Source organism: Halobacteriovorax sp. RT-2-4 (assembly GCF_047085445.1).
Lineage (GTDB): Bacteria > Bdellovibrionota > Bacteriovoracia > Bacteriovoracales > Bacteriovoracaceae > Halobacteriovorax_A.
The window spans coordinates 1,748,248-1,772,150 of the sequence record NZ_JBKIXY010000001.1 but is presented as its reverse complement, the minus strand read 5'-3'; the positions used below and the strand labels follow the sequence as shown (position 1 = coordinate 1,772,150).

The 23,903-nt window shown below is 36.1% G+C and carries 25 protein-coding genes; 21 read left to right on the top strand and 4 right to left on the bottom strand.

Translation table 11 applies throughout. The features are described from left to right. Positions 1–14 precede the first annotated feature (14 nt). The 18 genes from secY (at position 15) to ACMAYL_RS08325 (ending at position 15,149) form a co-directional block, all read left to right on the top strand. Positions 15–1,328, top strand: coding sequence for a preprotein translocase subunit SecY (gene secY / locus ACMAYL_RS08410; RefSeq protein ID WP_103219262.1), 1,314 nt, complete (start codon positions 15–17; stop codon positions 1,326–1,328). Between the two features lie 3 nt (positions 1,329–1,331). Beyond that, complete coding sequence (locus ACMAYL_RS08405; protein ID WP_103219263.1) at positions 1,332–1,967, top strand: adenylate kinase; 636 nt, start codon at positions 1,332–1,334, stop codon at positions 1,965–1,967. A gap of 75 nt (positions 1,968–2,042) precedes the next feature. Then, positions 2,043–2,267, top strand: coding sequence for a translation initiation factor IF-1 (infA, locus tag ACMAYL_RS08400; RefSeq protein WP_021266177.1), 225 nt, complete (start codon positions 2,043–2,045; stop codon positions 2,265–2,267). A 21-nt stretch (positions 2,268–2,288) separates the two neighbouring features. Beyond that, positions 2,289–2,402, top strand: a complete 114-nt coding sequence (gene rpmJ, locus ACMAYL_RS08395) for a 50S ribosomal protein L36 (RefSeq protein WP_021266475.1) — start codon at positions 2,289–2,291, stop codon at positions 2,400–2,402. 21 nt (positions 2,403–2,423) lie between these two features. Next, positions 2,424–2,807 carry a 30S ribosomal protein S13 gene (gene rpsM / locus ACMAYL_RS08390; protein ID WP_103219264.1) on the top strand — a complete coding sequence of 128 codons (384 nt, stop codon included), beginning with the start codon at positions 2,424–2,426 and terminating at the stop codon, positions 2,805–2,807. Positions 2,808–2,823: 16 nt separating this feature from the next. Next, positions 2,824–3,210 (top strand): 30S ribosomal protein S11, encoded by a 387-nt coding sequence (rpsK, locus tag ACMAYL_RS08385; RefSeq protein ID WP_021266246.1) that lies wholly within the window; start codon positions 2,824–2,826, stop codon positions 3,208–3,210. A 29-nt stretch (positions 3,211–3,239) separates the two neighbouring features. Further along, on the top strand, positions 3,240–4,250 hold the full coding sequence (locus tag ACMAYL_RS08380; protein WP_103219265.1) for a DNA-directed RNA polymerase subunit alpha: 1,011 nt from the start codon (positions 3,240–3,242) through the stop codon (positions 4,248–4,250). Between the two features lie 26 nt (positions 4,251–4,276). After that, a complete protein-coding gene (rplQ, locus tag ACMAYL_RS08375) occupies positions 4,277–4,633 on the top strand; it encodes a 50S ribosomal protein L17 (RefSeq protein WP_021266273.1) in 357 nt (118 codons plus the stop codon). 81 nt (positions 4,634–4,714) lie between these two features. Beyond that, positions 4,715–5,272, top strand: a complete 558-nt coding sequence (locus ACMAYL_RS08370; RefSeq protein WP_103219266.1) for a TlpA family protein disulfide reductase — start codon at positions 4,715–4,717, stop codon at positions 5,270–5,272. 138 nt (positions 5,273–5,410) lie between these two features. After that, positions 5,411–6,982, top strand: coding sequence for a sigma-54 interaction domain-containing protein (locus ACMAYL_RS08365; protein WP_103219267.1), 1,572 nt, complete (start codon positions 5,411–5,413; stop codon positions 6,980–6,982). A 198-nt stretch (positions 6,983–7,180) separates the two neighbouring features. After that, positions 7,181–8,755: an acyl-CoA carboxylase subunit beta gene (locus ACMAYL_RS08360; RefSeq protein ID WP_392990464.1), complete on the top strand. Its 1,575-nt coding sequence runs from the start codon at positions 7,181–7,183 to the stop codon at positions 8,753–8,755. Further along, complete coding sequence (locus ACMAYL_RS08355; RefSeq protein WP_103219269.1) at positions 8,752–10,203, top strand: acetyl/propionyl/methylcrotonyl-CoA carboxylase subunit alpha; 1,452 nt, start codon at positions 8,752–8,754, stop codon at positions 10,201–10,203. Before ACMAYL_RS08360 ends, ACMAYL_RS08355 begins: the two co-directional genes overlap by 4 nt. A 1-nt stretch (position 10,204) precedes the next feature. Then, a complete protein-coding gene (locus ACMAYL_RS08350; protein ID WP_199177580.1) occupies positions 10,205–10,711 on the top strand; it encodes an acetyl-CoA carboxylase biotin carboxyl carrier protein subunit in 507 nt (168 codons plus the stop codon). Positions 10,712–10,732: 21 nt separating this feature from the next. Next, a complete protein-coding gene (gene hflK / locus ACMAYL_RS08345) occupies positions 10,733–11,725 on the top strand; it encodes an FtsH protease activity modulator HflK (RefSeq protein WP_103219270.1) in 993 nt (330 codons plus the stop codon). Then, complete coding sequence (gene hflC / locus ACMAYL_RS08340) at positions 11,722–12,663, top strand: protease modulator HflC (RefSeq protein WP_392990469.1); 942 nt, start codon at positions 11,722–11,724, stop codon at positions 12,661–12,663. The genes hflK and hflC overlap by 4 nt, the downstream gene beginning before the upstream one ends. A 3-nt stretch (positions 12,664–12,666) precedes the next feature. Continuing rightward, positions 12,667–13,290, top strand: coding sequence for an L-threonylcarbamoyladenylate synthase (locus ACMAYL_RS08335; protein WP_412463086.1), 624 nt, complete (start codon positions 12,667–12,669; stop codon positions 13,288–13,290). Between the two features lie 108 nt (positions 13,291–13,398). After that, positions 13,399–14,838, top strand: a complete 1,440-nt coding sequence (locus tag ACMAYL_RS08330) for a hypothetical protein (protein WP_412470987.1) — start codon at positions 13,399–13,401, stop codon at positions 14,836–14,838. Between the two features lie 8 nt (positions 14,839–14,846). Beyond that, positions 14,847–15,149, top strand: a complete 303-nt coding sequence (locus ACMAYL_RS08325) for a hypothetical protein (protein WP_412470986.1) — start codon at positions 14,847–14,849, stop codon at positions 15,147–15,149. Here ACMAYL_RS08325 and meaB read toward each other — a convergent pair. The 3 genes from meaB to ACMAYL_RS08310 are packed head-to-tail and all read right to left on the bottom strand — an operon-like array spanning position 15,135 to position 18,880. After that, positions 15,135–16,094, bottom strand: coding sequence for a methylmalonyl Co-A mutase-associated GTPase MeaB (meaB, locus tag ACMAYL_RS08320; protein WP_103219275.1), 960 nt, complete (start codon positions 16,092–16,094; stop codon positions 15,135–15,137). The genes ACMAYL_RS08325 and meaB overlap by 15 nt on opposite strands. After that, positions 16,094–18,232, bottom strand: a complete 2,139-nt coding sequence (gene scpA / locus ACMAYL_RS08315; RefSeq protein WP_103219276.1) for a methylmalonyl-CoA mutase — start codon at positions 18,230–18,232, stop codon at positions 16,094–16,096. Before scpA ends, meaB begins: the two co-directional genes overlap by 1 nt. Next, positions 18,233–18,880 (bottom strand): HAD family hydrolase, encoded by a 648-nt coding sequence (locus ACMAYL_RS08310; protein WP_103219277.1) that lies wholly within the window; start codon positions 18,878–18,880, stop codon positions 18,233–18,235. 91 nt (positions 18,881–18,971) lie between these two features. On the opposite strand from ACMAYL_RS08310, the gene ACMAYL_RS08305 reads away from it, so the two are divergent. After that, positions 18,972–19,502 (top strand): hypothetical protein, encoded by a 531-nt coding sequence (locus tag ACMAYL_RS08305; protein ID WP_103219278.1) that lies wholly within the window; start codon positions 18,972–18,974, stop codon positions 19,500–19,502. Here the strand turns inward: ACMAYL_RS08305 and ACMAYL_RS08300 are convergent. Further along, on the bottom strand, positions 19,486–22,071 hold the full coding sequence (locus ACMAYL_RS08300; RefSeq protein WP_103219279.1) for a M16 family metallopeptidase: 2,586 nt from the start codon (positions 22,069–22,071) through the stop codon (positions 19,486–19,488). The two genes, ACMAYL_RS08305 and ACMAYL_RS08300, sit on opposite strands and share 17 nt — an antisense overlap. Before the next feature lie 60 nt (positions 22,072–22,131). On the opposite strand from ACMAYL_RS08300, the gene ACMAYL_RS08295 reads away from it, so the two are divergent. Together ACMAYL_RS08295 and grpE are read left to right on the top strand one after the other, a co-directional pair. Further along, complete coding sequence (locus ACMAYL_RS08295; protein ID WP_392990477.1) at positions 22,132–23,232, top strand: coproporphyrinogen-III oxidase family protein; 1,101 nt, start codon at positions 22,132–22,134, stop codon at positions 23,230–23,232. A gap of 107 nt (positions 23,233–23,339) precedes the next feature. Further along, positions 23,340–23,897, top strand: a complete 558-nt coding sequence (grpE, locus tag ACMAYL_RS08290) for a nucleotide exchange factor GrpE (RefSeq protein ID WP_103219281.1) — start codon at positions 23,340–23,342, stop codon at positions 23,895–23,897. Positions 23,898–23,903: the final 6 nt, after the last annotated feature.

Sequence of the window (23,903 nt, the reverse complement as noted above, 5' to 3'; positions counted from 1 at the left end):
AAAAGGATCGTCTGATGTCAAACGCTCAAGGAAAACTTGAAGAGCTTAAGAAAAAAGTCTTTTTTACTTTTTTATTATTAGTAGTATATAGATTGGTTGCGCAAATTCCTGTACCAGGAGTTGATGCGCAGGCGATCTCTTCTTATTTTGCGGAAGCTGGTGGGGGAAGTCTTTTTGACCTTATCAACACTTTTAGTGGTGGTGCCTTCAAGCGTTTCTCAGTTTTAGCACTGGGGATTATGCCGTATATTACTACTTCAATCATCTTTTCTCTTTTAGGTGAGGTTATACCTCAAATCCAAGAGCTACAAGAAGACTCAGAAGGTAACAAAAAAATTCAAAAGTGGACTAGGTATGCAACAGTAATTCTCTGTTGCATACAAGGTTACTCAATGGCTGCTGTGTTCGAGACATTTGTTTCTCCTGGCGGTGCTAGAGTTATCCCTGAACCAGGTATGCTTTTCAGAATTGTAACAATGATCACTCTGGCTGCAGGAACAATGTTCTTACTTTGGCTTGGTGAGCGTATTACAGAATTTGGTTTAGAAAATGGTGTTTCTCTTATTATCTTCGCAGGTATTGCAGTTGAGCTACCTTCTGAAGTTATTCAAAAGATTACACTATTTAGAAACGGTGAAATGGGTGGACTAGAACTACTTACTTTCGTGGCCGTAATTGTCGTTGCATTCTTTGTTGTTGCATTCATCGAAAGGGCTTTCAGAGCCGTTCCGGTTCAATATGCTAAGCGTGTTGTTAATAATAGAGTGTATGGTGGAAATCAGACACTTCCGATGAGAGTTGATACAGGTGGAGTTATGCCTCCGATCTTAGCTTCTTCTCTGCTAGCAGCGCCTGCAACTTTTGCTACTTTTATCCCTGCAGACAGTGTGTTCAAACCATACTTTGATACAATTCAACAAAGTTTGGCACCAGGGCAAATTTTATTTAATATTCTTTTTGCAACTCTGATTGTGTATATGACTTATTTCTATGCACCAATCCAATTCAAAACGAAGAAGATTTCAGAAATGTTACAAAAGAATAATGCTTTTATCCCAGGTATTAGACCAGGTGATAAAACAAAAGAATATTTAGACACGTTATTAAATCGTTTATCATTTTTTGGCGCTCTATTCTTAATCGTTGTTTGTATTGTTCCTTCACTAATCACAGGGGCTCAGACAAGATTTGGTGGTACATCAATGCTAATCTTAGTATCTGTATCAGTTAGAGTTATGATGAATGTTCAATCGTTTATGTTTGCTGATAAGTATGAGATGTCATACAAATCTAAAGGTAAATATAACGGTAACAATAGAAGGTTCTAATCCATGGCACCACAACTAATTTTAATTGGAGCTCCTGGATCAGGAAAAGGTACTCAAGCTAAGAATATAGTTTCAGAGCTTGGGTACACACATGTTTCTACTGGCGATTTATTAAGAGCAGAAGTTGCTAAAGAGTCTGACCTTGGTCGTAAAATTAAAGCGGTCATGGATTCAGGTGAATTAGTAAGTGACGAATTAGTATTAGATCTTCTAAAGGCTAATTGTGCTGTTGAGAAATCAACATATATTTTTGATGGTTATCCAAGAAACCTTGTTCAAGCAAAGGATTTAGATAGTGCCCTACTTGGTGGAGTACAGTCTAAAGCAATTTACTTTGACATTGCACTAGATACTTTAGTGGAGAGGATTGTTAATAGACGTGTAGCTCCTGTTAGTGGTGAGATTTACAATCTAAAAACAAAGCCACCAAAAGTTGAAGGTAAGTGTGATGTTTCTGGAGAGGACCTTGTGCATCGTAAAGATGATAACGAGGATACAGTAAGGACTAGAATGAAGGTTTTTACTGACAACATCGAGCCAGTTCTTGAGTACTATGAGTCTCAGGGACGCCTTGTTAGAGTAGACGCTACAAAAGGGCTTGATGAGATTTTTGAAGAAATTAAAAAAATTGTTAAATAATTTATTATATAAGTAATTCGTCTTGCAATATGGCCCTGAGTCATATATAAGCAATTACTTTAGGTTTTGTATTATATGAGTAATCAGGAAACGATTGAAGTTGAAGGTGAAGTTACTGAACTTCTTCCTAACACTAAATTTAAGGTTAAATTACCGAATGGACATTCTGTTATTGCCCACATTAGTGGAAAGATGAGAATGCACTTTATAAAGATTTTACCTGGAGATAAGGTACTTGTTGAGATTAGCAAGTATGACTTAACGAAGGGCCGAATTACATATAGAAGTAAAAAACGCTAGTGTAGAATTTACGAGGTTGTTATGAAAGTTAGAGCATCTGTAAAGCCGATGTGCAAAGATTGTAAAGTTATTAAAAGAAGAGGCGTACTTAGAGTTGTATGTAAGCAACCTAAGCACAAACAAAGACAAGGTTAATCATAGGAAAGGAGTGTAGCTATGGCGAGAATTCTTGGTGTTGATATTCCTAGAAATAAGGTAATGAAAATTGCCCTTCAGTCAATTTACGGTGTAGGACCGAAAGTGGCTCAGGAAGTATTAGAAAAAACAAACATCGATTCAAACAAAAATTCAAACGAACTAACTGAAGAAGAAGCAAACGAAATCAGACTTCTTCTTGAAAGTGAGTACACTGTTGAAGGTGACTTACGTAGAGAAGTTGGTCTTAACATTAAACGACTAAAAGACTTAGGTTGTTACAGAGGGATCAGACATAGAAAAGGTCTTCCTGTAAGAGGTCAAAGAACTTCTACAAATGCTCGTACTCGTAAGGGGCCAGCTGTTGCAATCGCAGGTAAGAAGTCTATTAAGTCAATGAAGTAATTGTTAGGAGTTAATGATGGTTAAGAAAACAGCTTCAAAGAAAAAAGTTAAAAAGAATATTTCGAGAGGTATTGCTCACATTCAATGCTCTTTCAATAATACAATCGTTACGTTCACAGATATGAACGGTAACGCTATTTCATGGGCTTCTGCTGGTCAATTAGGATTCAGAGGGTCTAAGAAATCGACTCCATTCGCGGCACAGATGGCTTCTATGGAAGCAGCTAAAAAGGCTATGGAGCACGGACTATCTACTGTTGAAGTAAGAGTTAAAGGTCCGGGTGCAGGTAGAGAAAATGCTGTAAGAGCATTTATCGCTGCAGGCCTTAAAATCACTTCTGTTGCTGACAGGTCACCAATTCCACACAATGGATGTCGTGCACCGAAAAGAAGAAGAGTATAATTTTATAGATTTATATTAAGGAGTTGTCTGTGGACACATTTACAGCAAAAAATTGGACAGGAATGATAAGACCAGTAGCTTTGGAAATGGATAACGATAAGCTAACTAATACTTATGGTAAGTTCGTTGCTAAGCCACTAGAAAGAGGTTATGGACAAACTCTTGGAAACTCTTTACGTCGTGTACTACTTTCTTCACTTCAGGGTGCAGCTATTGTTGCAATCAGAATTGATGGTGTTGAGCATGAGTTTGGTACAATCAACAACGTAAAAGAAGAAGTTTCTGAGATTATTCTTAACCTTAAAGAAGTTCACTTTAAGATTAAAGATAAAGAGCAGGTAACTCTTACTCTTGAGAAATCGGTAGAGGGTATCGTTACTGCTGGTGACATTTCTGAGTCTGCAAATGTTGAAATTTTAAATCCAGAGCACGCAATCTGTAACCTTTCAACTGGTGGATCTATTAAGATGGAACTACTTGTTGCAAGAGGAAAAGGATACGTAACAGCTCTAGATAATAAAGAATCTTTTGATCTTCCAATCGGTTGGATTTATCTTGATTCTCTTTTCTCACCAGTTGCACGTGTTAACTATACAGTTACAAACTCACGTGTTGGTAAGAGAACAGATTTTGATAAGCTTACTCTAGAAGTTTGGACTAATGCAGGTGTTGAACCTTCGGATGCAGTAGCTTATTCAGCGAAGATCCTAAGAGACCAACTTGCTGTATTCCTAAGCTTCGAAGATGAAGAAGAAATCACAAGAATGGAAACTAAGCCTAAGAAGCAACAAAATACTGCTAATGCAGCTCTATTAAAGCCAGTTTCTGAGCTTGAGCTGTCTGTAAGATCTGCAAACTGCTTGCAGAACGCAGATATTAAGTATATCTATGAGCTAGTTTCTAAGACTGAAGGTGAGATGCTAAGAACTAAGAACTTTGGGCGTAAGTCACTAAATGAGATTAAAGAAGTACTTTCTCAAATGGGACTAGGTCTAGGTATGAAAGTTGATAGCATCATGCAAGATCTAAAAGAAGAATAAAAGTTGTTATAAGTTGAGGTAGAGATATGAGACATCAAAAACATAAGTATAAACTAGGTGTAAGTCCTTCACACAGAGTTGCAATGGTTAAAAACCTTGCTTCTGAAGTTATCGACCACGGTATGATTAAAACTACTCTTACAAGAGCTAAAGCAATCAAGCCAGTAGTTGAGAAATTAGTAACTCTTTCAAAAAATGATACTGTTGCTAACAGAAGACTTGCATTCAAAAAACTTAATGATAAGAATGCTGTAAACAAGCTATTTACTGAGCTTGGGCCAAAATTCAAAGAGAGAAATGGTGGTTACACTAGAATCATGAGACTTTCTGAGAATAGAGTTGGAGATAACTCTAAAATGGCATACATCGCATTTGTTGATTAATTTTTAATTCGAATGAGATAGATAGACCCATCATATTAACGTATGATGGGTTTTTTTATTTAAAACTTTTTTCTAAAATCTATGACTACATCTTCTAAAGTTTCTATTATTTTTATTATTGTTGCTATCACACTGGGATATTCTATTTACCATAAAGGTAAAATTGATTCTTATGTAGATAAGAGTCGAGACTATATTCTTAAGTCACTTCCAAGTGTGAAACTGGATAATTTTGCTGATAATTCTGAGGTTGAGCTACAGGATTTAGCACGTAATTCAAATGGTTTAGTAGTTCATTTTTGGGGAACTTGGTGTGCTCCTTGCGAAGCTGAATTTCCGGAATTTGTAGATTTTGCACGCAAATTAGAAGAAAAAAATGTAAAAGTTGTTTTCATGGCCGTTAAAGATGACGATATGAAAATTAAAAAATTTCTTAAAAGATTCAATGACTTACCGTCTAATTCAATAGTTATTCATGATCAAGCAGGAATTTCTATGAGTAAATTAGGTGTTGTTAAGGTACCGGAGACTTTCGTCTTCGATTCAAAACTTGAGCACAGAATTATGTTTAAAGGTCCGCAAGATTGGAAAATGGATTCATATTTTGTTCGTGTTCTTAGTTACTTAGGCGTGAAGTAAATTAATAATATTTCTTTAAATTCGTCTATTTTTTTATCATTCATAGTTAAGTTTTATTAAATTCTGCCGAAAAGTTTTACAGACTTTGCTTTGGCCAATCGTTTTTTGTGCCAAAGAATTAAACATCGGAGAATAAAAATGATCAACTGGAATGAACTAAAAGGACTTCATGTTATTTCTAAGCTCGAAGAAGTAATTCATAAGTGGTTTGGTGTAGAGGTTTTCTATGCTGATACTCATTTTAAGATTAGAAGTTCGCATACAGATAAGGACTATAACTTTAAGAATCTTTTCTTTGAGACGCAAATGTCCCTTCCACATGGTTATGATTTTGTTACTGCTGATGTTGAAAGATTTAGTGATGAATTAAGTCAGTCTGGTGAAGTTGTCATGATCTTTGACTCTTATTTTCCAGGTGTAAAGATGATGGGAACAAAAATTGAAATTGAAGGTGAGTATCATGGTACGGTTTTCGCTTTCCCATTTCTAAAAAGTACATTCACTGAAACTGAAGAAAAAGAGCTTGTGGCAGCACTAATTGAGCATGGTGCATCTCCAGAGGCAGCACAAGAATGTGTTAATGAAACAAGAAGATTATTCCCGAGAGAAATTGAATATTTAAAAGAATTAGTTGAGCTAGTCGCTGGTGAAATTTCTACATTTCACTATGAGATTTCTAAGCGTGAAGAAAGAATTCATATGCTTAACTCAGAGCTTGGTGAAAAATTTCGCTACCATAATATGATTGGTAAATCGAAACAAATGCAGAAGATTTATTCACTATTAGAGAGAATCTCAACAAGTGAATCATCTGTTCTTATTCAAGGTGAAAATGGTACAGGTAAGGAACTAGTTGCTAAGGCCGTACACTTTGCTTCTCCTCGTAAGGATGCCCAGTTCTTAGCTGTTAACTGTTCTGCATTCAACGAAAACCTTCTAGATTCAGAATTATTTGGTCACGTAAAAGGATCATTTACAGGTGCTCATAAAGAAAAATCAGGTCTTTTCGAATTAGCAAATGGTGGAACACTATTTCTTGATGAGATTGGGGATACTTCACTGTCTATGCAGGTAAAGTTACTTCGAGTTCTTCAAGAAGGAACGTACCTGCCTGTTGGTGCTGATTCACCTAGAAGAACTGATGTTCGTATTATTGCAGCAACAAACAAAGATCTTAAAACAATGATGGCCAAAGGTGAGTTCAGAGAAGACCTTTATTATAGAATTAACGTTCTTAACGTAAACCTTCCTCCATTAAGGGATAGGAAAGAAGATATCCCAGTACTAATGGAGCACTTTCTTAAGAAGAAGTGTGATGAGTCGGGAATGCCGATGAAGTCATACTCTAAGAAGTGTATGGAGAAGATGCTAGATTACCCATGGCCAGGTAACGTACGTCAGCTTGAAAATGAAGTTGAAAGATTAGTTGTACTTGCTGGAGACGAAAAATCGATTACTCCAGATAATCTAAGTCCACAACTTCTTGATCATGGTGCTGCTCCTGTTGAGTCAACTAGAGGTGTAAACACCGCAGGTAAGCTAAAAGATGCTCTTCAAGAATTAGAAATTATTATGATTCGTGAAGGACTTAAGAGATGTAATTTTAATAAGTCTAAGCTTGCAAAAGAGCTTGGGATGTCTAGGGCCAGCCTTATTATGAAAGTTGATAAGTATGGGCTAGATAAGCGTGCGAAAGCAGGTAATGAATAGATAAAACACATCAAAATAAAAAGATAGACACTTTTAGGCCCTCTCCGAGGGCCTTTTTATTTATATTTCTATAATTTCAATGATTTAACCCCTCGAAAATAACGCAATGTGATTGGGCAAATTGTCTTTTAAGGGTGTAATATGCTCGGATAATTTAATTACATAGAATCTCGAAAGAGAAAATGGTGGAGGGGATGTATGTCAACAACCAGCGAAAATATATTAGAGCAAAAAAGAGCTCTTTTAATCGACAGAAGAATGCAGGCCGAGCTTGGTGGTGGTGAAGCGAGAATCGCAAAGCAACACGAGCAAGGTAAGTATACTGCAAGAGAAAGAATTGAAAGACTTGTTGATCCGGGTACTTTCATTGAGTTTGATAAATTTGTTACACATCGTTGTGTAAACTTCGGAATGGAAAAGAAGAAGTTTTACGGAGATGGTGTAGTTACAGGTATTGCAGAGATTAACGGACAGAAGATTGCTGTTTATTCTCAAGACTTTACTTGTTGGGGTGGAGCACTTGGTGAAGCTCACGCAAGAAAGATCTGTAAGATCATGGACTTCGCTCTTGATAACAGAATTCCAGTTATTGGTATTCAAGATTCAGGTGGAGCTCGTATTCAAGAAGGTGTTGATGCACTTGGTGGATACGCGGAAATTTTCTACAGAAACGTAAAGGCTTCTGGTGTAATTCCTCAAATTTCATTAATCATGGGACCTTCAGCAGGTGGAGCAGTTTATTCTCCAGCTGTAACTGACTTTATCTTCATGGTTGATAAGTCATCTTATATGTTTGTTACAGGTCCAGATGTTATCAAGACTGTAACTCACGAAGAAGTAACAAAAGAAGACCTTGGTGGTGCAACAGCACACTCAGAAAAATCAGGTGTATGTCAGTTTAAGTGTAAAGACGAAGACGAGACATTTGAAAGAGTAAGAGAGCTAATGAGCTATATCCCTGCTTCTAATTTCAAGAAGCAAGCGCCTAAGTATACTTCAGATCCTGTTTATAGAGATAACTCTAAACTAAAAGAAGTAGTTCCAGGTAATCCTAAGAAGCCATATGATATGAAAGAAGTAATTCTTGATATTGTTGATGATGGACACTTCTTAGAAGTACATAAAGATTATGCAAGAAATATCATCGTTGGTTTCGCATCAATTGGTGGAATTAAAATTGGTATCGTAGCAAATCAACCAGAAGTACTAGCTGGTGTTCTAGATATCGATTCTTCTTGTAAAGCAGCTCGTTTCATTAGATTCTGTGATGCTTTCGATATTCCAATTGTTTCACTTGTAGACGTTCCAGGTTTTTTACCAGGTACAGTACAAGAGTACGGTGGGATCATTAAGCACGGTTCTAAGCTTCTATATGCGTACGCAGAAGCGACTGTTCCATTAATCACTCTTATTACAAGAAAGTCTTACGGTGGAGCTTATGACGTTATGGCATCTAAGCACATTCGTTCAGACGTAAACCTTGCCTACCCAACTGGAGAAATTGCAGTTATGGGTGCTGAAGGTGCAGTAAATATTGTATTTAGAAAAGAACTTCAAGGTCTTGAAGGTGAAGCTTTTGATCAGAAGAAAGCTGAGCTAGTTGCTAACTATGAGAATAACTTTGCTAACCCATACGTTGCAGCTGAAAGAGGATATATCGACGCAGTAATTCTTCCAGAAGAAACAAGAAAGCGTTTATATGAATATCTAGTTGTTCTAAAAGATAAGAACGTTGACCGTCCAAAACGTAAACACGGGAATATTCAATTATGATGATCAGACAGCCAAAGAACATGGAAAGAAGAGTATTAATTGCTAACCGTGGAGAGATTGCTTCACGTGTTGCAAAAGCTTGTCGTGAGCTTGGGCATACTGCAATTGGTATTTATACTGATAACGAACCTCAAGGAACTCACTTACAATTTTGTGACGAATGGGTTTACCTACAAGGTAAAACAAATGCTGAGACATACCTTAATGTTGAGAAGCTAGTTGCTCTTGCAAAGGAAGTTAATGCTGATGGTGTACACCCAGGTTATGGTTTCCTTTCTGAGAATAGAGATTTTGCAAATGCTCTTTCAGATGCAGGTATTACTTTTATTGGTCCACACGTTGAGGCCATCAGAGTTATGGGTGACAAGGCAACATCTAAGAAGCTAGCGAATGATGCTGGTGTTCCTACTGTTCCTGGTACAGATCACGCTGTTCCAACTGTTGATGAAGCAGTTGAAATTGCAAATAGAATTGGTTACCCAGTTCTTCTTAAAGCTGTTGCCGGTGGTGGTGGACGTGGTATGCGTGCCTGTAAAGACGAAACAGAAGTTCGTGCTCAATTTGAAGCTGTTGGACGTGAGTCGATGGCAGCTTTCAATAATGGGGATCTATTAGTTGAAAAACTAATTGTTAATCCTCGTCACATTGAAGTTCAGATTCTTGCAGATAAGAAAGGTAATACTTTCCACTTCTTTGAAAGAGAGTGTTCAGTTCAAAGAAGACACCAGAAAATTATTGAAGAAGCACCGTCTCCATTTATTGGAAATGATGAGCAGTTACGTCAAAGCGTTTGTGAAACAGCTGTAAAGCTTGCAAAAGCTGTCGATTATGATTCTGCTGGTACAGTTGAATTCATCATGGGTGAAGATAAGCAATTCTATTTCCTAGAAATGAATACTCGTATTCAGGTAGAGCACCCGATTACTGAGGAAATTACTGGAATGGATCTTATCGTATGTATGATCCAAGCAGCTTTTGGTGATGAGTTAGGTATTCCTTCTCAAGAATTTATTAGAAGATCAGGACATGCGATTGAGTGTCGTATTTGTGCTGAAGATCCAATTACAATGCTTCCTGCTCCAGGACTTGTAACAGGATTTGAAACAAACTTCCCACAAGGAACTCGTTTTGATCACTGTCTATATAAAGGGTTAGAAGTAACTCCAGACTTCGATCCAATGGTTGGAAAACTTGTTTGTAAGGGAATCGTTCGTGACGTTGCTGTTAGAAAAATGAATGCAGCACTTGATGGACTATTCATTGAAGGACTTAAAACAAATCTTCCTCTTCTAAAAGAAATTATGACTGAGAAGAACTTTGTTGATGGTCACTACTCAACAGCTTACATTGGTGAAGTAGCACCTCAGAATAACGTGAAGACAGACCTAGATCATATTAAGCTTTATACGATCATCGCTGGTTCTGAAGCACGTAGGATGGGTATCTAAGATGAGAACATATTTAATTAATGATAATGAAGAAGTAATTGTTGATTTAACAAGAACTAAAGTTCACGATCACAGCTTAGTTGAGTTTGATTTTTCTACATTAAAAGATGGAGAAAGAAGTCTTCATGAAACAATGTGGTTAAGAAAGCTTTGTGGCCAATACTTTATCTCAAAAGATAAGAAAACTTGGAAAAAGATCCCGAGACAGGATCTTCCATCAAGAGTTGTTAACGTTGATAAAGTTTACTCACTATTCAGAGGTTACAAGCCTTCTGGTTTAGGTGGAGCTGACGCTGGTGAACTTCTTACTAAAATGCCAGGTAAAGTTGTTAAGATCAATGTTGAAGTTGGTCAGACAGTTGCTGCTGGTGAAACACTAATCATTCTTGAGGCCATGAAAATGGAAAACGAAATTAAGAGTGGTATCGATGGTGTTGTTAAAGCAATTCACGTAAAGGAAGGGGACGCCTTAGAAGAAAACGTCCTCATGTTAGAAGTAGAAGCATAGGACGCAAGTCAAGGAGAGCAAATGTCTTTTAATAATGGACAAGCACCAAGAAATGACTTCGAAAAAATGAAACAAGATTTAGATAAGGGGCTCAAGTTACTTGGGCCCTTTTTTATATTCATTGTTTTAGTTATTTTCGGATACACATCTTTTTACACTGTCGAGCCTGATGAAGAGGCCGTCGTAATTCGTCTGGGTAAGTATATTAATACTAATACTCCAGGCCTTCATTTTAAGATTCCATTTGGGGTTGATGAAGTAATTAAGGTTAAAGTTAAAACTGTTCTTCAAGAAGAGTTTGGATTTAGAACAAAGAGTTCGAGATCACGACGTTCTTCTTATTCTGGTGATAACTTTGATCACGAGTCACTTATGCTTACAGGTGACTTAAATGTTGCCTCTGTTGAGTGGGCCGTTCAATACCAAGTCCGTGACCCTTTCAAGTTTATCTTTCAAACAAGTGAGCCAGTAAGAAATATCCGCGATATCTCAGAATCAATTATGAGAAGAGTTGTTGGGGATAGATCAGTTACTGATGTCTTAACTGTTGGTAAAGTAGAAATTGAAGCTGATGCTAAGCTACTTATGCAAGAAGTAATTGATAAGTATGACATGGGTGTTTCAATCATCTCTGTAAAGCTTCAGGATGTTAATCCTCCACAAGTCGTTAAAGCTTCATTTAATGAAGTTAACGAAGCAAAGCAAGAACAAGAAAAGGCCATTAACGAAGCAGAAGGTGCTTATAACAAAGTTATTCCAGAGGCACGTGGTAAGGCGGAGAAAATGGTATCTGAAGCTGAAGGTTATGCAGCTGCTCTTGTAAACCGTGCAGAAGGGGATGTTGCAAAGTTTCAAGAAATCCTAAAAGAGTATCGTCGTGCCCCTAAGATTACAAAGAAGCGTCTTTATATTGAAGCAATGGAAGGGCTTTATAAGAAGTACGACAATCTTACAATTATTGATCCAAAGGTTAAGGGATTACTTCCTATTTATGACCAAGGAGCTAAGAAATGAATAAAGCATTAATTCTAATTGTTATTCTATTTATAGGTTTAGTTTTAGGAAAACAGTCACTCTTTATCGTAAGTGAAGGAAGACAAGCAATTATCACTGAATTTGGTAAACCTGTTGGTAATCCAATTACTGATGCTGGCCTTCATTTTAAAAAGCCTTTCGTTCAAGATGTACGTTTCGTTGATAAGAGAATTCTTAGTTGGGATGGTTTTCCAAATCAAATCCCTACAAAGGATAAGAAATTTATTAAAGTAGATACAACTGCGAGATTTAAAATAATTGATGCACTTAAGTTTATTCAGACCGTTCGAAATACTGAAGGTGCTAAAAAGAGAATCGATACAATTTTAGACTCTGCGACGAGAAATGTGATTTCATCTCACGATCTTGTTGAGGCCGTACGTAATTCAAATGCAATTATTGAAAAGTTAAATGCTACTAAAGTAGATGTTAACGAAATTGAAGAAGAAATAACTGGTGACATTGAAGATGTAAGCGTTGGTAGAGAAAAATTATCTCAATTAATCGTAAGCAAAGCCGATGGAGAGTTAGAACAATTTGGTATTCAATTAATTGATGTACAATTAAGACGTATTTCATACGAGAAATCAGTTGAGCGTAAAGTTTACGAAAGAATGATCTCTGAACGTCAAAGAATTGCACAGAAGATCAGATCAATTGGTGAAGGTGAAAAGGCCAAGATTGAAGGACGTTTGGTAAAAGATTTACAAACAATTCAATCAGAAGGTTATAAGAAGTCTCAATTGATTAAGGGCCGTGCTGAAGCAAAGGCTTCTGCAGTCTATGCTAAGACATTTTCTCAGGACCCAAGCTTTTTTGAGTTCGTACGTTCTCTAGAAGCATATAAAACATCGATTAAAGGTAAAACTAAGTTTATAATCTCTAACGATAATGAATTCTTAAAATACTTGAGGTAAGCATTGATTGAATATGTAATTGCAGAAAATCCAGATGATCGCGTATTACAAAAAGTTTCACAAGCTCTTAATAATGGAGAGCTTGTGTGCTTACCGACTGATACTAGTTGGGTTGTAATTGCTTCTCCCTTTAGCAAGAAGGGGATTGAGAGAATCTACAAGTATAAGAATGCTCCAAAGCTAAAGGCTTTCTCTCTTCTATGTGATTCGATTTCAATGGCCTCTGATGTTGCTAATATTGATGATGGTGTATTTCGCTATATAAAGAGAATTATCCCAGGTCACTATACATTTATTTTTAATGCCAATAAGAAGATTACTAAGGCTGTGGCCGCAAATAAAACTGATCATGAAGTGGGAATTAGATTTGTACCTTCGACATTGATTAGTCGCTTACTAGAAATCCATGGTGAACCGGTCTTATCAAGTAATATTGATTTAGATAAATTTACTCCGGCCCTATCTTCTTATGGTGAACTCTATTCTTATATGATTGAAGAGTCGCTTGCAGGTGTTGTTACTTTGATTGTCGATCCAGGTGAACACGAATTTGTAGGCTCATCAACTATTGTTGACTTCACTAATGGTGAAGCCGATGTGATTAGGCAAGGCGCTGGGGTTTTGTAGTAATTCCAGTTATTTAGGCTATGAATTCTAATGTTTATTAAATAGACAAGGTACTGAATTTTTTCAACTTTCAGTATCTTGGCATCTTTTTCTTCTATATTCAGTTCTATGTTAAAGAAGAAATTAATCCTTTTATCACTTACACCATTTCTGGCAATTGCTAATAGCTTTATTGAAGTTAAAGTTCATGACCTTAATGTTTCTAAGCAGGATGATATATTTGGTCGAATGGGCTACATGGAATATGAAAGTGCAATAATCTCGCGTGACACTCTTTCTTTTAATATTTCTGATCGAGATAAGAATAAATCAAGTGCTGAAGTTTATTTTAAGAATAATCAATTGAAGCTTGATAATGGTTCGATGACTGCTCAATTTGATATGAGTGGAAATACTTTTTTAAATACCCTCGATAAATTAAAAATGAATAATGCTGAAACTGCCATTAATGCTACTTACTTTAATATAAATGGTTCAAGTTTCTTTATGGATAGAGAAGGTTTAGAGCTCGAGGCAAATAACTTTTTTGTTTTCTGTACAACGAATGATCCAGATTATGATATGGCAAGTGGAGATGGAATTGTTAAGGGTTGTATGACCGAGCTTAATATTACTCCTAAATCGTACAAAGAGCCTGTTAACTTTGCTTTAAAAAAGAAATTACAAGATGGTACTATATTTACAGCAAGAGGAGACATTGGAACAATGCAGTTACAAGCTGCGAGATTCTTACAAATTGCTTCACCTTTACTTGTTATGGACTATAAACAATATGATGTTCAGGCAAAATCTGTAGATCTCAAGTGTGAGAAGGATGAGGATCTGATTGAGATCGATTCGGACTCTCTTATGAGTGGTTGTGAAAATACTGCGGCCTTAAATGTTCCAAAGATCTTAGTTTCAAACTCTAAAGAGAAAACAAAATTTTATTTTGATATTGATACGTTAAATGTGAAAAATGAGAGGCTTAACTTTCATTCAGATATTTTTCAATTTATTGATTCTAAAAAATCAGTAACAGTTAAGGATCTGAACGTTAAATGCCAAAAGCTTATTCAATCTGACTTATTAGATATTCCTTCAATGATCAAAGAATGTTTAATTGATGGATCTATAGACATTGCTAAGTTAAAAACAAATGAAGATATTAAAACAATTACAGATCCTCGTGGACGTGTGATCTCAAGACAAACAGTTTCGAGTCGATATAAGAACTTGGAAATTGATTCTTATAGGCCACTGGCAAATCTAAGCTTAGATAAATCTAACCTTTCAGATATTTCAATTAAAATTACTAATGGTGTCGCTAAGGTTAAGGCCCATGCATATAAGAATGTTCTTCTTAAGAAGAATTTTGATGTTGATCTGACGGCAAGTGTTTCATTTAATGAAAAAGAATCTCAAATTATTATGGATGTAACAGATGTAGTTGTTCCGTTTGGCTTCATCAAGGTTAAATGGATCTGGTTAATTGAAAAAATTATTAAGAATGCTATTGTTGGAAGTAATGTTACTTTTGAAGATGGTAAGTTCTATATTTCGATCTAGGAGATTGAATGAAGTTAGTTAAATTGTTTATTATTTCTCTTATTACATCTTTTGCTTTTGCAAATTCGACAAATATAAGCTGCCAGGGTGAAGGCCATTCTTTTAGTGTTCATGAAAATAAGGCCGTCATTAAAACTTTAGAATCTACTTATGATGTTTCAGTAAAGCAATCTGGGGCAAACTATACTGGTGTGCTTAAGGCTGAAGGTTATCTTGGTTTTCGATTCATTTTAAAGGGTAAGGAAGGAGAGTTAAAACTTGTTGGCCCTAAAAGTGTAACGAAGAAAATGAAGTGTTCAATTATTAAATAAAATATGAATTAATTTATTTGCAGCACTTAGAGGTGTTTCAACTTCATTTAAGATATTGTCGTTGAGCTTAGTCCATTCAGATTGAAGTGATGGATTAGCTCTAACTCTGTTCTCAAGTAGTTCATTAAATAGTTTCTTAAGCCAATCTTGATTTTGTCTTTTACGTTTTAGTTGAATTTTTTCCTGATTCTCCTGATAAATCTTTTCAATCAAGTCCCAATACTCAGTTACTCCTTTATTCTCTAGGGCCGATGCCATCATAACATTGGCACCAATCTTTCGATCTGTTTTGATTACTCCAAGGGCAGACTTATACTGAACCATTGTATCGTGAGCTTTTTGCTTGTTATCGCCATCTGCTTTGTTGATGACAATATTGTCACATAATTCAATAATTCCTTTTTTAATTCCTTGAAGTTCATCGCCTCCACCTGGTAGCAGAAGTACTGTGAATAAGTCCACAATATTTGCAACATCGTATTCCGACTGACCAACACCAACAGTTTCGATTAGAACAACATCATAGCCAGCAGCTTCACATGCAAGCATGACCTCTCTAGTCTTTAGTGCGACACCGCCAAGATTACCTGATGATGGTGTAGGGCGAATGAAAGCGTTTTTCTCTTGGGCGAGTTTCTCCATTCGAGTTTTGTCACCAAGTAAACTTCCACCACTTAGTGGAGAACTTGGATCAATTGCTAAGACTGCGACTTTTAGTCCCTTGTTAATTAAGAGAAGTCCCAGGGATTCAATAAATGTAGATTTACCAACCCCAGGCGTTCCAGAAATACCGATACGAATTGATTTTCCAGTTAGAGGAAGAATTTCGTTTAAGAGCTCCTGAGCTTCTTTTTGATGCTCAGCTTTCTTACTTTCGATTAAAGTGATGAATTTAGAAAGTGATCTAATATTTCCACTTTTTAATTTCTGGATATCAATTTGCATTACTTTTGTGCCTCTTTGATTTTTGTAATTACATCTTTTGCGGCTTCAGCAATTGTTGTTCCTGGTCCATAGATTCCCTTAACACCAGCTTCATAAAGGAAGTCATAGTCTTTTCTAGGAATTACTCCACCTGCAACAACGATGATATCTTCTGCATCAAGTTTTTTAAGCTCAGCAATTAGTTCTGGAATTAATGTTTTGTGTCCCGCTGCAAGTGAAGATGCACCAACGACGTGAACATCGTTTTCTACAGCTTGCTTCGCAACTTCTTCCGGAGTTGAGAAAAGCGGAGAAAGGTCAACGTCAAAACCAACATCTGCATATGCTGTTGCTACAACTTTGGCTCCACGGTCATGTCCATCTTGCCCCATCTTTGCAACGAGAATTCTCGGACGACGTCCAAAGTCTCTTTCAAATTGGTCAATTTCGTTTTTAATGCTCATCCATTCCTCATCGCTTTCAAATGATTTACCATAAACACCTGAAACAGTTTTTGTATTTGCATTGTAGCGTCCCCATTCCTTCTCTAGTGCATAAGTGATTTCACCAACACTACAACGCGCTTCCATTGCCTCAACAGCAAGTTCTAAACCATTGCCGTTTCCAGTTTTAGCGTAATATTCAAGCTTTGCCATACATTCACTAACTTTCGCTTCATCACGTGATTCACGAATTTCTTCAAGTCTTTTGATTTGTTCATTAAGAACTTGAACGTTATCGATTTCAAGAACTTCAACGTGATCTTCTTTTGTTGGCTTATACTTGTTTACACCTACGATTACATCTTCACCGCGATCAATACGTGCTTGCTTAAGTGCCGCGGCTTCTTCAATTTTAAGTTTTGGAAGACCTGTCTCAATTGCTTTTGCCATGCCACCAGCTTCCTCAATTTCTTTGATTAAGCTTCGAGCTTTGTCTGCAATCTCTTTCGTCAGAGTTTCCATCATGTATGAACCACCCCATGGATCAACAGTGTTTGTAATTCCTGTCTCTTCCTGAAGGATGATTTGAGTATTTCTAGCAATACGAGCAGAGAATTCAGTTGGAAGTGCAATCGCTTCATCAAAAGAGTTCGTGTGAAGAGATTGTGTACCACCGAATACCGCTGCCATTGCTTCAATTGTAGTACGAATAATATTGTTATATGGATCCTGTTCCGTTAATGACCAACCAGAAGTCTGGCAGTGGGTACGTAGCATTTTCGATTTAATATTTTTCGGCTCATATCTTTCAACAATTTCAGACCATAGAAGTCTTGCCGCGCGAAGCTTTGCAATTTCCATGTAAAAGTTCATTCCAATACCAAAGAAGAATGAGAGTCTTGGCGCGAATTGATCAATCTGCATACCTGCTTTAATTGCAGTGTCGATATATTCTTTTCCATCTGCAAGAGTGTAAGCGAGCTCTAAGGCAGCATCTGCACCTGCTTCTTGAATATGGTAACCAGAAATCGAGATTGAGTTAAACTTCGGCATATTAGTTGAAGTGTATTCAAAAATATCTGCGATAACTTTCATTGAAGGAGCTGGAGGGAATATATAAGTATTTCTTACCATGAACTCTTTTAAGATATCATTTTGAATTGTTCCTGAAAGTTGATCAAGAGATACACCTTGCTCTTTTGCTGCAACAATATATCCAGCTAGAACAGGTAATACAGCACCATTCATTGTCATCGAAACAGATACTTTATCTAATGGGATTCCATCAAAGAGTACTTTCATATCTTCAACTGTATCGATTGCAACACCTGCTTTACCAACATCACCTTTTACACGAGGATGGTCTGAATCGTAACCTCTGTGAGTAGCAAGATCGAATGCAACTGAAACACCTTGTCCACCTGCCGCTAGTGCCTTCTTATAAAAATCATTTGATTCTTTTGCTGTAGAAAATCCAGCATACTGGCGAATCGTCCATGGACGTCCTGTATACATCGTAGCTCTTGGACCTCTGATAAACGGATCCATTCCTGGCATTGTATCAACGAGGTTATTATTTTCTAGATCAGCTTTTGTATAAAGAGATTTAAGTTCAATCCCCTCTGGAGTTTGAGTAACCTTAGGGCCTTTACCTCTTGTCTCTTTGTCAGCTAATTCTTTCCAAGTGTTTAAATTATCTTTTGAATTATTTGGCATTTATTCTCCTTCAAACCACTTTACAACTACGTGATCAATACCTGCTCTTTGAGCGGCTTCAATTCCAGTAGGTGAGTCTTCAAAAATTAGACATTCGTGTGTTTGAGCTTTAAAAAAATCCTGTGCCAATAGATATGGTGCAGGATCAGGCTTCGTTTTATCTACTTCTCTTTCTGTAATTATTTTTTCAAAGTAACAGTCTAGTTCACAATGTTTTAAAATTGGATGAGTTACTTCGTATTGACTTGCTGTTACTAGTGCAAGTCGGATATCACTGTCTTTTAAGCGTTTAAGCAGTGAATGAATATTTCTATGTCTTATATTATTTGCATCAGACTGGCCAATAAGCTTAACTAAGGCTTCATTTTTTTTAGTCAAATATTCGTCTAAGTGGTTTAGGCCTAATGCCTCTTGGATCATTGGAAAAACTTCACCATCGGACATGCCATAAGTTTCCTCCATTGATGGAATTTTCTTTCCTTGGCATAAAGATTTTACGACTTCGTAGTGAAGAGGCTCACTATTTAATATTGTTCCATCCATATCAAAGAAGATATAAGGTCTTGTTTTTGCAATGGCCAAGATCTCTTCAATAACAGCTTCGTCTAAAATACTGAAATCACTGAGCTTTTTTCCGATCATATTCATTCCAACTTTATACCATAAAAACCTAGGAATTTGTTTCGTTGTTGTTTTGCGTCATGAGATTAAGTTATAATTTATAGATACGGAGGAGATTGTGAAAAAGCATACGACCAACATTTCTCTTGAACCTTCACTGCAGGCATATTTCTATGATGAACTGCATCGCATAAACCTAAGAAGGCAAAACCCTTTACCGCAACTATCTATTTTCTATTCATCATTAGTTATGGATAAGTTTGGTCTTTCCCAGCACTATTTTGAAGAGCAGAAAGATGGAAGATTAAGAGAGAAAACTCTTGGGTTGAAACTACTTCAAGCTGAACATCTTAATGAGCGAGAAAAGAAAAGAGAATTAAGAGATATCGCTGACACAGCTTTATTTTTATGTGGTTATTTCTCAAATTCGGTTAACGAGAAAATTATTGATTTGGGCTACTATTGTGAGGTTGGTAAGACTGCATATCAAAAACTAGATCACTATCAACATACATTCTATGATTCTAGTGGCTTCTTTAAGAATCTCGCTTCGCAGTTTTATGACATCATTAATCTGATGAGTTTACTGCAAAGCGATTGCAACTTAAATGAAGAGCAGTATCTACTCTTTACTAAGGATGTATCGTAGTTGGGATACCATTATTAAGTGATTTCCCAACTGTAATTGTGATCCAATTTTGTTTTAATACTTTTTTGATAATTTTTTGGAAATCTTCATATTTAAAATTTCTAATTTCTTCATTTGATTTATAGAAGTAATCAACACCAAGGCCATGTAATGCAGGAACAGAGTAAACATTTGCATAGTCGTCATTTACTTGAAGGTTAAGTTGATTTTGACCATCAATCATCATTTTAATGCGATCAAAATCAGATTTAGAGAGACCTTCTTTTTGTAACTTAGATAAAATAGCATTGATAGCGTTAATTGCTTCAACTGTTTTATCATGGCCACTTGCCATGTAAATTCCCCAATATCCTGCTTCTAGAGCATTCATATGAATCGGTTGAGCAACGTAACATAATCCTTTGCGATCTCTAACATCAACAAATAACTCAGAAGATTGACCAGATAAATGAGTTGTTAACATTTTGAAAACAACATTTTCTTTGGCCGTAAGTTTCTTTGTTTGAGTAGCAATTAGAATTTGTGTTTGTTCGCGATCAAAATCGATATGTGTTTCAACTGTTTTAATAGGAACAACTTTTTTTGCTTCTTTCTTCTTATCTTTTCTAGGTTTTAAATCTTTAAAGTAAAATTCAACTTTCTCTTTAACTTCATCTAAAGAAAGATCACCACAAAAAGTGATAAGCATTTCTTTTGTTCTTAAGTTTTTCTCATGAACTTTCGCTAGATCTTCTTTCTTTAGCGCTTTAACAGATTTTTCTGTTCCAATAGTTGAAAGGGCATATGAATGTCCTTTAAATAGTAAGTTAGTAGCTTCATTAAAGCAGTGCCTTGTCGGGTCCGCTTTATTGGCTTCAATAGTTCTAAAGATTAACTTCTTTTCATGCGCAATAAACTTTGCTTGAAATGTAGGGTGAATTAGTGACTTGAAAAAGTGCTTAGATAGGTCTGAAAAGTATTCACTTTGACCATGCATCGTCATTCCGTATGCATTCTTTCCAGAGAAGCTGTTAAACATCGTTGATTTATTATCAAGATCTAATTTTAGCTTTTCGTAGCTTAGACCTTTATAGCCTTTTGTAAGTTGTGAACTCATTAGGCTGTATAATCCGTTTGTCTTTATTGTTTCATCAACTAGGCCACCTTTGAGGTAAGCATGCATGACAAACGTAGGTGTAATTGCATTATAGCGATAAAGAAGTTTAATTCCTGGCTTGATTTCAACAATTTGAGTTGCTGGATCATGCTTAGACTTAGTGGCCTTAATGGCTTGCTCTTTCGTATTCTTTTTAAGTTTCGCAATTTTATTCTTAAACTCCACAAGTTTTGGTTTGAACTCTTGCGGCTTTAATTCATTTGGAATTTGAAGACTTAGATGAAGTGAGCGTCCAAAAATATCAGAGTACTTCTTATTTACTTCTTTCAGACTAGTTTTTTTAATCTTGTTGATAAATTCTTGCTCGATCTCAAGATCCTTTGCTCCAGCGTAACTACTACCTAGAGAAAAAGCATAAGATTCAAGAGATTCTTTTTCATAGATTTTAGCTGCTACATATTGGTTTTTGATCTTTTTAATATCATTTTCTTTAAGTCCAACAGTAGTCGCTTCTGTTATCGTTTTTTCTAGCTCATGCATGACTTTTTGATAATTCTCTTTTGGGAAGTTGATTCTTAAAAAGTGAATACCACCGTCAGCAAAGAACATTGAAGAAGATGTACAATTATTTGCTATCGTATTATTTAAAACAAGATTTTTATAAAGAGGTGACGTCTCTCCATAACCTAGAGCATTGTAGGCGAGGTCTTCACCTGCTGCACTGTCTGATTTCATCGGTGGACATTCGATGGCCATTGTTAATTGGCACATACGTACGTCTTTTTTATGAATCTCAATCGTTGATTTTTTGTGAAGAGAAAATGAAGGTCTTTCAGATCGTTTACCTTTTGGTAGTTCATAACCTTCAATTGTCTTTATGTATTTCTTTTTTTCTTTTAAGTCACCTGCAACAACTAAGAATGCGTTAGCATTATTATAGTGATTGTTTCTAAAATCAATTAACTGATTACGAGTGAAGTTTTTAATTGTTTTTTCATTTCCAAGGATGGGGTGAGCGTAACCACCGTTAAAAGACATTTCTTGAATTCTTTGAAATGAGTATTGGCCTGGGTTGTCTTGGCTTCTACGATATTCTTCAAAAACCACTTCTCTTTCAGGCACTAGATCTTCTTGTTTAAACATTGGGTTAGATACCATATCCATAATGATATCAATTGATGTATTAAAGTAGGCGATTGGTGAATTTATATAATAGCAAGTGTAATCAAAAGAAGTGAATGCGTTTACTTCGCCTCCAAATGACTCTACATCGTGAGCAATCTTGGCCCCTGGTCTTTTTTGTGTTCCTTTAAAAAACATGTGCTCAAGAAAGTGTGCAATTCCAAAGTTAGACTCATCTTCTAGAGTTGAGCCTGCTCTGAACCATATCTGTACAGATGCACTTGTATTTCCTGGAACATCAACAAAAATGACTTCCAAACCATTATTTAACTTTTCTATTTCATATTTCATTTACATTGCCTTTTAATTTTAGGTATTTGTTAATTATAGTCTGGGTTACAAAAAAATAATATGGAAGAAATAAAGTCGTTATATATCCATTTCCCGTTCTGTCGTCATCTTTGTAACTATTGTGACTTTTTTAAGTCAATTAAAGAAAACGACGGACAGCTCGATGATTTCGAAAGGCTCTTTGCAGATATGTCTGCAAAGCACAGTACTATTCTAGATAGTCATAGGGCCACTCTTAAGGAGCTAGAGACTCTCTATATTGGTGGAGGAACACCGAGTTTATGGGGCAGCCGAGGTGCATATTTCTTAAGGGATTGGTTAAGAGACAATAATATTTCTTTGAAAGAGGATTGTGAGTTTACTCTTGAAGTAAATCCAGGAGCCTGGACTGAAGAGACATTAAGTAGTTGGAGAAGTATCGGAGCGAATCGCTACTCTTTAGGCGTCCAATCATTAAACCCAAATTTCCTTAAGATCATTGACCGCGTCCACAATATTGATGATGTCCATGAAACATTAAAGTATTTTAATAAAGGTAATTATAATTTCTCTGTAGACTTTATGATTGGTCTACCTTTTTCTCAGAAGTATAATCGTGATATTATTGCTGAGCTAACTGAGATTCTTACTTATAATCCGAGTCATATTAGTCTTTATATCCTAACTGTTCCAAAACATTATAAGCACTACGATGAGTTACCGGATGAAGAGTGGATAAGTGATGAATATATTAAAGTTGCTAACTTCCTTGCTATAAATGGTTTCAAGCACTATGAAGTTTCAAATTTTGCTAAAGAGAACAAGGCTTCAATTCATAATCTTAATTACTGGAGAATGGAGTCCGTTGCAGCAATAGGCCCTTCTGCCACTGGTTATCTTAAAAACAATCGCTATCGCTACAAGTGGAAGACCAAGGGGGCCGATGTCGTTGAAGAAAATTTAAGTGAAGATGAGTTTCAAATTGAGAGACTCTATATGAATCTTCGATCTAGCGTTGGATTTCCGATTAAAGATTCTTATTGGGGTGACTTGAGCGAGCTGGTTCAATCTTTGAAATCACGTGGATTAGCGATGGCCGGACGTGATCACTTTTATTTAACGTCCCGCGGCTTTCTTATCTTAGATACAATAATAGATGAAATCTTTAAAATTTCTAAGTAGTTTCAGGTACTTATAAAACAATTCGAAAAAAAATTATTGCTCAACGTTGACACTGGGCCAAAGGCTACCATCTTTAGGTTAGAGATAAATTTAAAGAGGTAGTTGTAATGTCTGAAACTCACGTTAATGAAGAAAATGAAAAAGAATTAGGACCTGAGACTAATGAAGAAACTCAGGAAGCTTCTCAAGTTGAAGAAATTGAAACTGAAAATGAAGTTTCTGAAGAAATGAAAGAGCTAATGGAATTTAAGGATAAATTTTATTACGTAGCGGCTGAGATGGAAAATCTAAAAAGACGCCACGAGAAACAACTACAGGATCAAATTAAATTTGGAACTGAGAAAGTAATGATGGGTCTTTTAGATGTTGTTGATAACCTAGAAAGAACCCTTCAAGCGATTTCAAGTGACGAAGATGAAAAGGTTAAAAATATTTACACAGGTGTAGATATGGTTAAAAACCAATTCCTTGAAACACTTAAGACGAATGGTTTAGAAAAAATTGAAACAGAAGGTAAGATTTTCGATCCACACTTTCACGAAGCAATGGCACAAATGCCAGCAGAAGGAAAAGAGGATCAAGAGATCGTACAAACATATCAAAATGGTTACTCACTAAATGGTAGAGTGATAAGAGCAGCAAAAGTAGTAGTAGCAAAAAACTAATTATAT